This window comes from Aquitalea palustris, assembly GCF_003693445.1.
GTDB classification, from domain to species: Bacteria; Pseudomonadota; Gammaproteobacteria; order Burkholderiales; family Chromobacteriaceae; genus Aquitalea; species Aquitalea palustris.
The window spans coordinates 1-12,938 of the sequence record NZ_RFAR01000058.1 but is presented as its reverse complement, the minus strand read 5'-3'; the positions used below and the strand labels follow the sequence as shown (position 1 = coordinate 12,938).

15 protein-coding genes are annotated in these 12,938 nt (G+C 59.8%); 10 read left to right on the top strand and 5 right to left on the bottom strand.

What is annotated here, in order from left to right:
• On the bottom strand, window positions 1-1,268 hold a 1,268-nt coding region (locus EAY64_RS14215; protein WP_103525409.1), incomplete at its 3' end, for a methyl-accepting chemotaxis protein.
• 294 nt (window positions 1,269-1,562) lie between these two features.
• On the opposite strand from EAY64_RS14215, the gene EAY64_RS14210 reads away from it, so the two are divergent.
• Genes EAY64_RS14210 through EAY64_RS14200 form a run of 3 tightly spaced genes read left to right on the top strand, consistent with a single transcriptional unit; the run spans window position 1,563 to window position 4,481 of the window.
• Window positions 1,563-3,539, top strand: coding sequence for a peptidase U32 family protein (locus EAY64_RS14210; RefSeq protein ID WP_103525408.1), 1,977 nt, complete (start codon window positions 1,563-1,565; stop codon window positions 3,537-3,539).
• Window positions 3,540-3,549: 10 nt separating this feature from the next.
• A complete protein-coding gene (locus tag EAY64_RS14205) occupies window positions 3,550-3,963 on the top strand; it encodes a YkgJ family cysteine cluster protein (RefSeq protein WP_103525407.1) in 414 nt (137 codons plus the stop codon).
• A gap of 53 nt (window positions 3,964-4,016) precedes the next feature.
• Entirely contained in the window at window positions 4,017-4,481 is a 465-nt protein-coding gene (locus EAY64_RS14200) for a DMT family transporter (protein WP_103525406.1), read from the top strand.
• A gap of 72 nt (window positions 4,482-4,553) precedes the next feature.
• On the opposite strand, the gene EAY64_RS14195 is transcribed toward EAY64_RS14200, so the two are convergent.
• From EAY64_RS14195 to EAY64_RS14185, 3 genes are all read right to left on the bottom strand, one after another.
• Window positions 4,554-5,012 (bottom strand): glycine zipper family protein, encoded by a 459-nt coding sequence (locus EAY64_RS14195; RefSeq protein WP_103525405.1) that lies wholly within the window; start codon window positions 5,010-5,012, stop codon window positions 4,554-4,556.
• Between the two features lie 16 nt (window positions 5,013-5,028).
• Window positions 5,029-5,451, bottom strand: coding sequence for a hypothetical protein (locus tag EAY64_RS14190; protein WP_103525404.1), 423 nt, complete (start codon window positions 5,449-5,451; stop codon window positions 5,029-5,031).
• A 76-nt stretch (window positions 5,452-5,527) separates the two neighbouring features.
• Window positions 5,528-6,025 carry a Spy/CpxP family protein refolding chaperone gene (locus tag EAY64_RS14185; RefSeq protein ID WP_103525403.1) on the bottom strand — a complete coding sequence of 166 codons (498 nt, stop codon included), beginning with the start codon at window positions 6,023-6,025 and terminating at the stop codon, window positions 5,528-5,530.
• Between the two features lie 213 nt (window positions 6,026-6,238).
• On the opposite strand from EAY64_RS14185, the gene EAY64_RS14180 reads away from it, so the two are divergent.
• From EAY64_RS14180 to EAY64_RS14160, 5 genes are all read left to right on the top strand, one after another.
• Window positions 6,239-6,517: a VF530 family protein gene (locus EAY64_RS14180; protein WP_103525402.1), complete on the top strand. Its 279-nt coding sequence runs from the start codon at window positions 6,239-6,241 to the stop codon at window positions 6,515-6,517.
• A 115-nt stretch (window positions 6,518-6,632) separates the two neighbouring features.
• Window positions 6,633-7,244, top strand: a complete 612-nt coding sequence (gstA, locus tag EAY64_RS14175; RefSeq protein WP_103525401.1) for a glutathione transferase GstA — start codon at window positions 6,633-6,635, stop codon at window positions 7,242-7,244.
• Between the two features lie 100 nt (window positions 7,245-7,344).
• Window positions 7,345-7,698, top strand: coding sequence for a nucleotide pyrophosphohydrolase (locus EAY64_RS14170; protein ID WP_103525400.1), 354 nt, complete (start codon window positions 7,345-7,347; stop codon window positions 7,696-7,698).
• A gap of 93 nt (window positions 7,699-7,791) precedes the next feature.
• Window positions 7,792-8,526, top strand: coding sequence for an NAD-dependent protein deacylase (locus tag EAY64_RS14165; RefSeq protein ID WP_103525399.1), 735 nt, complete (start codon window positions 7,792-7,794; stop codon window positions 8,524-8,526).
• A 92-nt stretch (window positions 8,527-8,618) separates the two neighbouring features.
• Window positions 8,619-9,422: a mechanosensitive ion channel family protein gene (locus tag EAY64_RS14160; protein ID WP_103525411.1), complete on the top strand. Its 804-nt coding sequence runs from the start codon at window positions 8,619-8,621 to the stop codon at window positions 9,420-9,422.
• 62 nt (window positions 9,423-9,484) lie between these two features.
• On the opposite strand, the gene EAY64_RS14155 is transcribed toward EAY64_RS14160, so the two are convergent.
• Entirely contained in the window at window positions 9,485-10,699 is a 1,215-nt protein-coding gene (locus tag EAY64_RS14155; RefSeq protein ID WP_103525398.1) for an HD-GYP domain-containing protein, read from the bottom strand.
• Window positions 10,700-10,878: 179 nt separating this feature from the next.
• Between EAY64_RS14155 and EAY64_RS14150 the strand changes: the two genes are divergently transcribed.
• Both EAY64_RS14150 and EAY64_RS14145 read left to right on the top strand, forming a co-directional pair.
• The gene (locus EAY64_RS14150) at window positions 10,879-11,139 is read left to right on the top strand and encodes a YkgJ family cysteine cluster protein (protein WP_103525397.1); all 261 of its coding nucleotides are present in this window, start codon (window positions 10,879-10,881) and stop codon (window positions 11,137-11,139) included.
• 185 nt (window positions 11,140-11,324) lie between these two features.
• On the top strand, window positions 11,325-12,938 hold a 1,614-nt coding region (locus tag EAY64_RS14145; protein WP_103525410.1), incomplete at its 3' end, for a methyl-accepting chemotaxis protein.

The following is a 12,938-nucleotide window of genomic DNA, read 5'->3' as shown; positions in this document are numbered from 1 at the left end:
TGGCCAGTGCGCTCGGATAGCTTGCGCACCTCGTCGGCCACCACGGCAAAACCGCGTCCCTGTTCGCCAGCGCGGGCGGCTTCGATGGCGGCGTTCAGCGCCAACAGATTGGTCTGATCGGCCACGTCGCGGATGATGGCCACCACATTGGAAATCTTCTGCGAGCGATCGCCCATCAGGTCGGCCTGCTGTTGCGACTGGTGGGCGAGGTCTGCTACCGACTGGATGGTTTGCAGTGTGTCGACAATCACCTGTTCGCCAGCCTGTGCCAGATCACCCGAGGCAGTGGCGTCCTTGGCCACGTCCTGGGCATTGTCGCTGACCGAGCAGATGCTCACCGACAGTTGTTCGACCGAGGCCGACATCGAAGACGCGGCGCGGGTTTGTTCTTCCGCGCTGACGGCAACCTGTTCCGAGGCACTGGCCAGCTCGCTGGCGTGTACGGTCAGCTTGCCGGTAATACCGTCCAGATGGCGCACCAGCCGGATCAGCTCGCTCTGCATATGGGCCATCGACGCGACAATGCTGTGCTTGTCAGCTGGGCCGACTTGCAGCCGGTCGGCCAGATTGCCCTGGGCGATGCGGCTGGCCAGCGCCACCACATCACGCGGCTCACCGCCCAGCTCGGCCAGCAGGCGGCGGATGATGAAGGCGGCCAGCAAGGCTCCCAACAGAATGCCGCCCAGCATCAGCCCCAGCGACAGGGCGGAGAAGGTGCGGGCATGGCTTTGCGAGCTGGCAAAGTTTTCGGCGGCCACCCGCAGCTGCAGGTCGATCAGGGCATTGATGCGGCCGGAGATGGGATCGACGGCGGGGTAGAGCTCCTTGTCCAGAAACTGTTGCAGCGCGGCCTGGTCTTTGGCCTGCACGATCTGGCGCAGCCGCACCATGCTGGCATCGGCCTGGTGCATGGCTTGCTCGGCCTGGTCGGCCAGGATTTTTTCGTCAGCCGTCAGATAGGTGGCACGGTAGTCGCCCCATTGCTGCTTGAGCGTGGCCTGTGCCTGATCGAGGCCATTGAGAAAATCAGCCTGGCTCAGGCTGCCGGCGTGCAGCTTGTGGGCGGCATCGACGATATTGACCGCATAGCTGTCGCCAGCCAGCTTCAGCTGCTTGAGGCAAACCACGCGGTCGTTATAGGTGGTGGCAAAATCGGCCAGGATATTTTGCTGGGTCAGCCAGCCAAAGCTGCCGACGCCCAGTGTGATCAGCTGCAGCAGGGCGATGAGCGCAAACAGCTTCTGGCCTATGGTAAGCCGGTCCGACATGATGATTACCCCCTGAATTCATCCGGAATGATGATTGGTTTTATATTGGTATTGTCGTTGTAGTGCGGTGGTGATGCCGCTTGCAAGCGCTGTCTGCATGCTTAGGTAAGCGCACTTAGTAGGCTTGCGCAGGCGGTAATTGTTTTGTCATGTGCTTGTCGCGCAAGGGTATAAGCAAATTTGCCTGAAAATGGCGGGTGGCTATCTATAAGCCACTGATTACGTTATAATTCCGCCCCTTCCCGCCATGCTACCCGCCAGCGGGAAAGCCCTATTTTCAAGTCAGGAATCGTCATGAGTCTGTTGTCGCACCAGATCGAGCTGCTGTCCCCCGCCAAAACCGCCGAAATCGGCCGTGAAGCCATCCTGCATGGCGCGGATGCGGTGTATATCGGCGGCCCCAGCTTTGGTGCCCGGCACAATGCCAGCAACAGCCTCGAGGACATCGCCGGTCTGACGCAGTTTGCCCACCGCTACCATGCGCGCATTTTTGCCACGCTCAACACCATCCTGCATGACGCCGAGCTGGAAGCCGCGCGCAAGCTGATCTGGCAGCTGTACGATGCCGGCGTGGATGCGCTGATCGTGCAGGATATGGGTATTTTGCAGATGGACTTGCCGCCCATCGAACTGCACGCTTCTACCCAATGTGATATCCGCGATGCCGACAAGGCACGCTTTCTGGCCGATGCCGGCCTGTCGCAACTGGTGCTGGCACGCGAGCTGACCATTCCCGAGATCAAGCGCATTGCCGCCCGTGTGGGCGATGCCGCCACCATCGAATATTTCATTCATGGTGCCTTGTGCGTGGCCTTCTCCGGCCAGTGTTTCATCAGCCATGCCGATACCGGCCGCAGCGCCAACCGTGGCGATTGTTCGCAAGCCTGTCGCCTGCCTTACACCCTGACTGACAAGGATGGCGGCGTGGTGGCCTTCGACAAGCACTTGCTGTCGATGAAGGACAATAACCAGAGCAAGAATCTGGAAGCGCTGCTGGACGCTGGCGTGCGTTCGCTCAAGATCGAGGGCCGCTACAAGGACGTGAGCTATGTGAAAAACATCACCGCTCACTACCGCTTGCTGCTGGACGAAATCATCGAACGCCGCCCCGAGCTGGCACCGGCCTCCAGCGGCAGCTGCGAAATCTTCTTTGCACCGGACCCGGACAAGACTTTCCACCGTGGCAGCACCGATTACTTTGCCACCGGCCGCAAGATCGACATCGGCGCTTTCGATTCGCCCAAATTTGTCGGGGTAGGGCTGGGCGTGGTGCACAAGGTGGGGCCGGACTGGCTGGAAATCGCCACCCCGGAAACCATGAGCAATGGCGACGGCATCAACTTCATGAAAAAGCGTGAGGTTGTCGGCATGCAGCTCAATACCGTCAAACAGATCGGCCATGTGCCCGGCGGTCATCTGCTGTGGCGCTGCCAGCCGAATGATCCGGCCTTGCTGCAAGGGCTGAAGCCGGGGACCGACCTGTGCCGCAACCGCGACCACGCCTGGGAGCTGGCACTGCTGAAAAAGTCGGCCGAACGCAAGGTAGGGGTATGGCTGACGCTGAGCGAACAGGCCGATGGCCTGCAGCTGACGGTGAGCGACGAGGATGGCTGTAGCGCCACCGCCTTTGCTCCGTTGGCGCTAGAGCCGGCCAAGGATGCCGCCAAGGCCGAGGCGGGCCTGCGTGACAGCCTGGCCAAGCTGGGCAATACCATGTTTGTCGCCCACGACGTGAGCTTGCAGCTGAGCCAGCCGTGGTTTGTGCCGGCATCGGCCATCAATGGCCTGCGCCGCGAGGCCATCGAACAGCTGGAGCAGGCCAGACTGGCCGGCTGGCTGCGGCCGCAGCGCAAGGCGGCGGTGGAGCCGCCAGTGGAATACCCGGAAAAGACGCTGAGCTATCTGGCCAATGTCTACAACCAGCTGGCCTGGCAGTTCTATCGCAAGCACGGGGTGGAGGTGATCGAGGCGGCTTACGAGGCGCATCAGGAAGAGGGCGAAGTCAGCCTGATGATTACCAAGCACTGTCTGCGCTTTTCCTACAATCTCTGTCCCAAGCAGGCCAAGGGTGTGAAGGGGGTGATGGGCCAGGTGCGCGCCGAGCCGATGACGCTGAAGTCCGGCAATGAAACCTACACCCTCAAATTTGAATGCCGTCCCTGTGAAATGCATGTGATGGGCAAGATGAAAAAGCACATCCTGAAAGCACCGGCACCCAGCGAGATTCCCTACACCGCGCCGATGACCTTCTTCAAGCAACGTCCGCAATAAGGTCGCAGCCATGGCGGATATCGAACGACTGGAAACCTGGGTCAAGTACAAGAACGGCCTGTGCAGCGACTGCATGGGCAGCTGCTGTTCCATGCCGGTGGAAGTGCGCCTGCCCGATCTGGTGCGCATGGGTGTGGTTGACGAATTCGAGCTGGAAGAACCGATCAAGAACATTGCCAAGCGGCTGGAAAAGCAGCGGGTGATCCAGCATTTCAATTTCAAGCATGGCATCTTCACCCTGATGCGCCGCGCCAATGGCGACTGCCACTATCTGGACCAGCAGAGCAGGCTATGTACCATTTACGAGCGCCGGCCCAATACCTGCCGCAACCATCCCAAGGTTGGTCCCAAACCCGGTTTTTGCGCCTATACCCGCAACCCCAAGGCTGCCCGCCCGGTGGTGGCGGTCAAGCTGACTGGCTGAAGCCGGCCGCGCTTGCCCGTGCAGCAGCTGACAATGCCTAGCGAAAGACAAAGATGAATTCAGTTCTTGCCCTGATGGCCTTTGCCATCGGTGTGGTGGTGCCGCTGCAGGCGGCGATCAATAATCAGCTCAAGCTGCTGCTGGACGGCAGTACCGTGTTGGCGGCGATGATTTCTTTTGCCGTGGGAACCATCAGTCTGGCCTTGCTGGCCGTGTGCAGCGGGCAGAAGTTCAGCGGCCTCGGCCAACTGGCGCGTGGCGAATGGTGGATGTTCCTGGGTGGCCTGCTGGGTGCGTTTTTCGTGTTCGGCACCACCTTGCTGGCCCCGCGGCTGGGGGTGGCCACCATGCTGTCGCTGATCATCGCCGGCCAGGTGTGCACGTCCTTGCTGTTTGATCGCTTTGGCTGGTTGTCCATGCCGCTGCGCGAGCTCAATCTGCCACGACTGGCCGGGGCCTTGCTGGTGGTGGCCGGTGTGTTGCTGGTGAATTTTGGCGACAAGTGGTTTGGCCGTTGATGGGTTGAGCCTGAAGCAAGATGACAAAGGGGCTGGTCTGCAAGACCAGCCCCTTTGTCTTTTACCACCAGATCACGGCAGACGCGGCGGCGGATAGTAAGGCGCGCTGTAGCGCTGCTGGCCGGGTAATTGATTCCCCTTGGCATACATGCACTGCTCGTAGGCAATATTGTAGCGGTACTGGGCATCGCGCCCGCTGTAGCCCGCCTGACCGCTACCGGTGGCGGTACCGGCAATCAGGCCCATGCCAGCGCCCACGCCGGCGCCCTGATGACCACCCATCAAGGCACCTGCTGCTGCCCCGACCACCGTTCCCAGTGCCATATTGCCAGCCATGGCATTGGTGGAGGCATCGGCGCTGCTGCCGCCGCTGTTGGCTTCAGCATACTGGCGGCATTGCTGTTCTTCCTGGGCAAATACCTCAAACGGTTTGCCCGCAGCCGGCATCACCGCTACGGTGGGACCGAGTGGAACGGTACTGCAAGCGCTCAGGCCGACGGCTGCCAGTGGCAACCACAACAGTTTGTTCATGATGGCAAGTCCTGTGTTATCTGGGTGGCTGTGCCGGCACGGTTTTCCAGCCGCCAGGGCATTCGCTGACATAGGGGTAATACTGTTTCACCGCCTTGCAGTAGTACCAGACCTGGGCCGCTTCCGGGCTGGCCACGGTGGCTGGCGGTGGCGGTACTGCCGGAGCCGGTGACACGGCCGGTGTGCTCACGACTACCGGGGGCACGTAGGGATCGGGATAGGGGTAGACCGGTGCGCTATACCAGTACCAGACGCCACCGGTAATCCACCACCAGCCAAGGCGGCCACGGTAATAGCCGTGGTTCCAGTAACCATCGTGCCAGTGTGCAAAATGGGGTGGCCCATAGTAAACGCCATGGTATGCCTGGGCGGCAGGGGCGCTGGCCAGCATGGTGCCGGCAAGCAAGGCAAGGCCGGCAAAGCGTGTCAGAGAGTTCATGGTACTTTCCTGCTCTCACCACAGGGCCACCGGCATGGCCGGTGCTGCCGTGGGGTGATGGCTGCAGATGTCAGGCTTAGTTGTTCGGCAGCGGGGCGGAGGCCTGACGATGGTGTTGCATGTGCTGCTGCATGCGGTTGTGCATGTGCTGGCCTTCCTGGTCAAACAGCTTTTGCTGTTCCGGGCTCAGTTGCTGGTACAGCGCCTTGGTGGCAGCCACATGCTTCTGCATCATGTCCAGATGCTGTTGCATCATCTGCAGCCGGCCATCCAGCTGTTCCGGCAGCTTGGCATCCGCTTTGCTGGCCGGCTTGTCTTGTCCCGGCAGCGGCTTGATGGCGGCAATATAGGTTTTCCAGGCAGACTCTTGCGCCGGCTGGATCTTCAGCTTGTCATGCAGCATCTGCAGGTGCTTTTCCATCATGGCCTGGCGCTTGGCCGGGTCCATCTGCCACATGTGTGACTTCATGTCATCGCCACCCATGGCACAATCACCCTTGCCCATGGCGTGAACGGTGGTGGCAGCTGCGCTGCCCAGCAGACCGACAATCAACAGCGATTTGATCAGTTTCATGGTGCTTGTCCTTGTGCAGGTGAAAGTGGATGGGAGCAGTATCTGCCGCAGATGTCAGCCAAGTATTGCGGGGTAGCCGTCAAATGTTAGCAATCATGAATGGCCGGGCCGGGTTTGCCCGGCATCAGGCTGGCCGTTTGTCCGTGGCGGGGCTACACTGCGTCGTTTTTGCATGTGGCGCTGACGCCGGCGCTTAGCAACAGGATGATTCACATGAGCGACACTCCGCCCAATGACCCGCTGCACGGCATGACGCTGGAAAAGATCCTGCTGGCGCTGGTAGAGCGTTTTGGCTGGCCCGAGCTGGGCCGGCGCATTGCCATCCGCTGCTTCAACCAGGACCCCAGCATCAAGTCCAGCCTGGTGTTTTTGCGCCGCACGCCCTGGGCCCGTGCCCAGGTGGAGGCCCTGTTCATTGAAATGAAAAACCGACCATCCAGCCCACCCGGCAAGGATGGCCGCCCCCGGCTGTTTTCGCCGAAACAAGGTTGAATCGGCCTTGTCGGCTTGAAATTGCCCGTGTCTTGCCCCAGCTAAACCGGATGAATCCGGCGCTACTCTGCTGCCGGTGTGCTGCCGTTGCTGTTTTTTTCGCACAGGAGATGTGATGAAACTCTACTACTCGCCGGGAGCCTGCTCCCTGTCGCCGCATATCGTGTTGCATGCTGCGGGGCTGCCGTTCAGCGTGGAAAAGGTCAATTTGCGCGCACAACCGCATGTGACTGCCAGTGGCGTGGAATTCAGCAGCATCAACCCCAAAGGCTATGTGCCGGCCCTGCAACTGGACGATGGCACGGTGCTGAGCGAAGGCGTGGCCATCGTGCAGTATCTGGCCGACCAGGTGCCGGAGCGCAAGCTGGCACCGGCCAATGGCACGCTGGCGCGCTACCGGCTGCAAGAGTGGCTTAATTACATTGCCACCGAGATTCACAAGAGTTTCTCGCCGCTTTTTTATCCCGGCAGTGACGAGGTGAAGAATGCCGCCTGGGACAAGCTCACCGCACGCTTCGCTATCGTGGAAGCGCAGCTGGCCAGCTCTCCCTATCTGCTGGGCGAGGATTTCAGCGTGGCCGATGCCTATTTGTTTACCTGCCTGAACTGGGTACACATGGTGCACCGTTCGCTGGCCGATTTTCCGGCCATCAGCGCGTTCATGCAGCGGGTGCAGGCGCTGCCGGCAGTGCAGGCGGCGCTGCAGGACGAAGGCTTGTTGCGCTGAGGCGCCTGGCCTTGCCCACAGCCTGACGCCCGCTTGCGGGCGTTTTGTTTTGCATGTGTTCTGTGGTTTCACGTGAAACCGCAAACTGGAGATAAGCGTGATGAGCGAGCAGCGCTTGATTGACACCACCGCCCTGGAAACAGTACTGCAACAGTTTGCCGATGCACGCGACTGGCAGCGCTTTCATACGCCACGCAATCTGATGCTGGCCCTGGTGGGTGAAGTGGGTGAGCTGGCGGAAATCTTCCAGTGGCTGACCGACGAGGAAGTCACCCAATTGGCAGACAACCCGGCGCGCTTTAGCCATCTGCAGGAAGAGGTGGCCGATGTGCTGCTCTATCTGGTGCGGCTGGCCAGTGTGCTGAAGCTGGATATCAATGCGGCGGTCTGCGACAAATTGCAGAAAAACGCCGTCAAATATCCGGCTCCCGCCGTGCTGCCACCCACTGCTTGATGTCGGGCAAGCTTGCTGCATTGGTTTTTTGCGCGGCGAGCCTGCGCTCGACTAAGCTTGGCAACCATCACAAGCAGGTGCAGGAGACCGCCGATGCAGCAGGACATTGTGCAGCTGGCCACCGCCATTCGGCAGGCTGGTCATATCGTGGTATTGAGCGGTGCCGGGATGAGTACCGAATCCGGCATTCCGGATTTTCGCTCGGCCAAGGGCTTGTGGCAGCAGGGCATGCAGCTGGAAGAGCTGGTGTCCATCGATTACTTCCGTGCCGACCCCGAGGCCTTCTGGCATAGCTTCAAGCAGCTGTTCCATACCAAGTTGCTGGGCAATTACCAGCCTAATGCCGGCCATCGCTTTTTGGCCGGGCTGGAAGCCACAGGCAAACAGATGACGGTGCTGACGCAGAATATTGACGGCCTGCATGGCGTGGCCGGTAGCCAGCATGTACTGGAACTGCATGGCACGCTGCGTAGCGCCAGTTGCCCTGGCTGTAGCCGGCAACAGGGGCTGGACTATATCAATCATCATGTCCTGCCGCTGTGTCCCCATTGCATGGACGTATTGAAGCCGGACGTGGTGTTGTACGGCGAGCCGGTACCGCTGATCGAGCATGCTTTCGACGTGGCCGTGTCGGCCGATCTGCTGCTGGTGCTGGGCTCTTCGCTGGAAGTGTCGCCAGTCAACCTGATTCCACTGGAGGCGGCGCGCGCGGGTGTGCCGACGGCGCTGATCAATTACACGCCCACCCGCATGGATGCGGTATTCGATATCCGCATCGAGGCCGGTATTGGCGAGACCTGCCAGCAGCTACAGGCCCTGACAGGCTGAGCTTGCGGCGAGCCTGACCGTGCTGGCTGGATTTTTCACCAAGGACATTCTATTTTTCAATGGTTTCTACCAACTGAATAAATAGGATGACCATGACAGACATCAATTGGACGCACTGGGTGGATCTGGCGATCCAGGCCGGTATCAATATCGTTTCGGCCATCGTGCTGTGGGTGGTGGGGCGCTGGTTCATCGCGCTGGCCGGACGGCTGATGGAAGAGCAGTTGGTGGCCAGAAAGCTCGATCCTACGTTACGGCGCTATGCTCACTCGTTTCTGTCGGTCAGCCTGACCGTGGTACTGGTGATCGCCATGCTGGGTTTCTTCGGGGTGCAAACCGCCAGCTTCGCCGCCATCATCGGTGCTGCCGGCGTGGCGATTGGCCTGGCCTGGAGCGGCCTGCTGGCCAATTTTGCTGCCGGTATCTTCCTGGTGGTGCTGCGGCCCTTCAAGGTGGGCGATGTGGTCAGCGTGGCCGGCATTACCGGTACGGTGAAAGAAGTGGGCTTGTTTTCCACCATCATCGATACGCCGGACAATGTGATGACACTGATCGGCAATAACAAGATTTTCTCCGACAACATCCAGAACTACAGCGCCAATGGTCACCGCCGGGTTGACCTGAAAGCCCAGCTGGCAGCCAGTGCCGATCATGCGCTGGCCATCAGCCTGCTGCGCGAGAAAATTGCCGCCATTCCCAATGTGCTGGCCGAGCCGGAAGTGAGCGTGGAACTGCTGGAGTTCACCGCGCTGGGGCCGGTCCTGGCAGTGCGTCCCAGCTGCCAGCCGGAACACTACTGGCAGGTGTATTTCGATACTAACCGGCTGATTCGCGAAACCCTCGCCGCCGCCGGCTTCCCCGGCCCGGAACAGGCCATGGTGGTGCGCCAGAGCTGAGCTGGTTTGCGCTAAACAGGAAAAAACACCAGACAAAGCCCGCCAATGGCGGGCTTTGTCTGTTACAGAAAGCGCAGCGGATCCAGCCGCCACTTGCTGGGGGATTCATGGCTGATGATCTTGTCGCCGCCACCGGCACCCATGCTGCGCGACAGGTCGACGATTTCTGGCGGGATATAGGTATTGCTCTTGCTGCTGAAAAACACCTTCACCTTGGGCGAAACCAGATTATTGTCGTTTTGCTCGATCACCACCCCCAGCCGACCACTTTCCAGCCGCACCAGCGTGCCAATGGGATAGATGCCGATACAGCGCATGAAGGCCTGCACCAGCACCGGATTGAAGTGGAATTTCGACCATTCGAAAATCTTGCGCAGGGCATCGGTGGGCGCCATGCCCTTGTGATAGCAGCGGTCGGAGGTCAGCGCATCGTAGACATCGACAATCGCCGCCATCTGTCCCAGCTGGGAGATTTCCTCACCTTTCAGCCCTTCCGGATAGCCACTGCCATCGTGGCGCTCGTGGTGCTGGGCGGCTACTTTGACGGCGGTATCGGAAATACCCTTGGTGGCCAGCAGAATCTGCTTGCTCTCCACCACATGGCATTTCATCACGGCGAATTCCTGTTCGGTCAGTTTGCCCGGCTTGTTGAGGATGCTGTCCGGCACCTTCATCTTGCCGATATCATGCAGCATGCCGCCGATGCCGGCATGGTGGATCACCTCGCGGCTCATGTTCATGGCGTTACAGAAGCTGACCATCAGCGCACCCACGCTGACCGAATGCTGGAAGGTATAGTCGTCCTTGTCCTTGATGCGGCACAGCGACAGCAGGGCACCACCATTGCGCAGAATGGAGGTGGTCATCTTTTCGATGGATGGCTCCACCATTTCCAGTTCCACCTGCTTGCCTAGCCGCACATCCTGCAGAATGCCGCGCACGATGAGGTTGGCCTCATTGTGAATCAGCTGGGCACGGCCGAATTCTGCCGCCGCCTCCACCCGCCGTTCCACCGGGGCTTCGTGGCTGGCCAGCTCGATGATTTCCTGTTCCAGCTTGTGCTTGACTTCGGTGACCGTGGGCGCGTGTGCGACATCCAGCCCCTTGCGGATATCGATATACACCTGGTGGATGCCGGCATCGGCAATCTTGTGGATGGCGCTTTCATCACTGACCAGAAAACGTTTCAACAAAAACGGATGCGACATCCAGTCACAGTTCAGGTCGTGAATGTACATGCCAACCTTGAGATCGGACACATCGATGCACTTGATCATTGCTTGTGCTCTAACTTGATGGCTGCAAAAGGCGCGGCGCTGGTCTTGGGATAAAAAATAAAACAGTTACCGATATTGTAAATTATCTGCAGCAAAAGAGGAGCCAGCTGCATCGGTAGCCGGTGGACTTTGTGATATGGTGGCCGGCTCTTGTTGCCGGTCGTGGAAGAAAGCCAGTCATGGATTGCCGTCTGCATTGCGCTGCCTGTTGCATCGCGCCCTCCATTTCCTCGCCCATCCCGGGCATGCCGCAGGGCAAGCCGGCCGGGGTGCGCTGTGTCCAGCTCAGCGCTGACAATCTGTGCCTACTGTTTGGCCGACCAGAGCGGCCGGCAGTGTGTTCCGGCCTGCAGCCTTCTGCCGAAATGTGCGGCGAAAGCAACAGTCATGCGCTGGCCTGGCTGACCCTGCTGGAAGAAAAAACCGCTCCTGAAGCCTGAACTGTCATGCCGCTATGTGAATGACATTACTGGATTGCGTCGCCGATTTCTTTGCGCCCGCTCATGTATAGCGCTCACGCAACTCGCCAGTACCGAGGGTATACCCCAATATGTTAAAGAGTTTGTATTGAAACGCCGTATATTAGGCATACAGTTAAAAGAGCAGCTTATCGGGGGATAAATGCATGGCGACAGCAAAATGGGGTCACCTGAGTACGCGCATCATCGTGGTAGCGGCAGCCGCCATTGCCGTCGGCTTTGCCGTGATGATCAGTCTGATTGCCTGGCAAAGCTACTCTGCGGCAGTCGATGTGGGTTACAAGCTGGCGTCCGAACAGGCCAGCAGTTATGCCAAGGACGCTGAAAGCGATTTCGACAAGGGCTTCACCCTGCCACGCCATCTGGCGGACTCCATTCTGGGCATCAAGCGTGTTGCGCCGCTGGATCGCAAGCTGGCGGACAACATGATCCAGCAGATGCTGGACGATGCGCCGCAATCGGTGGGGCTGTGGATGTTGTGGGAACCCAATGCCTTCGATGGCAATGACAACGGCTTCCGCCTGGACTGGCCACGGCATGACCCAACTGGCCGTTACCAGCCCTACATCACCAAAAATGCCCAGGGCAAGGCACAGATGGACACCATGATGTCACCGGACCGCGTCAAGGATTTCCCCAAGTTCAAGGATCATCCGGAAAGCTATCAGCCCGACTACGAAAAACCCGGCTGGGGTGATTTCTACTATGTACCCAAGCAGCGTGGCCGCGACACCATTACCGAGCCTTATCCGTACGAGGTGCAGGACAAGAAGATTCTGGAAAGCTCGCTGGCGGTGGTGATGAAGGATGCCGCCGGCAAGATGCTGGGGGTGTCGGCCACCGACGTGGCGCTGGACCAGCTGCAAAAACGCTTCGGTGCCATCCATCTGTATGAAACCGGCTTTATCCGCATGGTGTCCGAAGGCGGCCTGTATGTGGTGACGGCCAAGCCGGAACTGCTGGGCAAGCCGGTGCCCAAGGATGATGCGCTGGCCGGGCATCTGGAGCAGATCAAGAAAGGCGAAGACTTCGTCTATGAAGACGGCGGTTTCACCCATTTCTTCCATCCGGTGAAAGTGGGCGATACCGGCCAGTTCTGGACGCTGGGCGTATCCATCCCGACGGCAGCGATTACTGCCGATGCCAGGAAACAGTGCCTGACCGCCATCCTGATCGGCGTGGTGGCTCTGGTGGTGATTCTGCTGGTGCTGACCGCCGTGGTACGGGCGCTGACCCGGCCGCTCAACCAGCTGGCCGACACCATGGATCAGCTGGCTTCCGGCCGTGGCGATCTCACCATTCGCATGCAGATTGCCAATCGCGATGAAATCGGCCGCACCGCCGATGCCTTCAACCGCTTTATCGGCAGCCTGCGCGACATGTTTGTCGAGGTGCGCCAGCAAAGCCACGAGGTGAGCGTGGCCGCCGCCAGTCTGGCCGATTCTGCCAGCCAGGTGCAGCAGGCATCGGCCAGCCAGTCTGATGCGGCCAGTGCTACGGCGGCCGGGGTGGAGCAGGTGACCGTGAGCGTGCATCACATTGCCGATACCGCACAGGCGGCCGAAGTCACCGCCCGCGAAACCGGCGAGCTGACCGAGCAGAGCGTGGCCACGGTCAACCGCATCACCGCAGAAATCCAGCGCATGACCAGCAGCATGCAGGCGCTGGCCGAGCGGATGAACGGCCTGGGCGAGCGCTCGGAAGAAGTCAGCACCATCGTGCGGGTGATCAAGGACATTGCCGACCAGACCAATCTGCTG

Excerpts from the sequence above, each read along its gene's own strand:
- EAY64_RS14210 (WP_103525408.1), top strand. The coding sequence starts at position 1,563 with ATGAGTCTGTTGTCGCACCAGATCGAGCTGCTGTCCCCCGCCAAAACC.
- EAY64_RS14205 (WP_103525407.1), top strand. The coding sequence starts at position 3,550 with ATGGCGGATATCGAACGACTGGAAACCTGGGTCAAGTACAAGAACGGC.
- EAY64_RS14200 (WP_103525406.1), top strand. The coding sequence starts at position 4,017 with ATGAATTCAGTTCTTGCCCTGATGGCCTTTGCCATCGGTGTGGTGGTG.
- EAY64_RS14195 (WP_103525405.1), bottom strand. The coding sequence starts at position 5,012 with ATGAACAAACTGTTGTGGTTGCCACTGGCAGCCGTCGGCCTGAGCGCT.
- EAY64_RS14190 (WP_103525404.1), bottom strand. The coding sequence starts at position 5,451 with ATGAACTCTCTGACACGCTTTGCCGGCCTTGCCTTGCTTGCCGGCACC.
- EAY64_RS14185 (WP_103525403.1), bottom strand. The coding sequence starts at position 6,025 with ATGAAACTGATCAAATCGCTGTTGATTGTCGGTCTGCTGGGCAGCGCA.
- EAY64_RS14180 (WP_103525402.1), top strand. The coding sequence starts at position 6,239 with ATGAGCGACACTCCGCCCAATGACCCGCTGCACGGCATGACGCTGGAA.
- gstA (WP_103525401.1), top strand. The coding sequence starts at position 6,633 with ATGAAACTCTACTACTCGCCGGGAGCCTGCTCCCTGTCGCCGCATATC.
- EAY64_RS14170 (WP_103525400.1), top strand. The coding sequence starts at position 7,345 with ATGAGCGAGCAGCGCTTGATTGACACCACCGCCCTGGAAACAGTACTG.
- EAY64_RS14165 (WP_103525399.1), top strand. The coding sequence starts at position 7,792 with ATGCAGCAGGACATTGTGCAGCTGGCCACCGCCATTCGGCAGGCTGGT.
- EAY64_RS14160 (WP_103525411.1), top strand. The coding sequence starts at position 8,619 with ATGACAGACATCAATTGGACGCACTGGGTGGATCTGGCGATCCAGGCC.
- EAY64_RS14155 (WP_103525398.1), bottom strand. The coding sequence starts at position 10,699 with ATGATCAAGTGCATCGATGTGTCCGATCTCAAGGTTGGCATGTACATT.
- EAY64_RS14150 (WP_103525397.1), top strand. The coding sequence starts at position 10,879 with ATGGATTGCCGTCTGCATTGCGCTGCCTGTTGCATCGCGCCCTCCATT.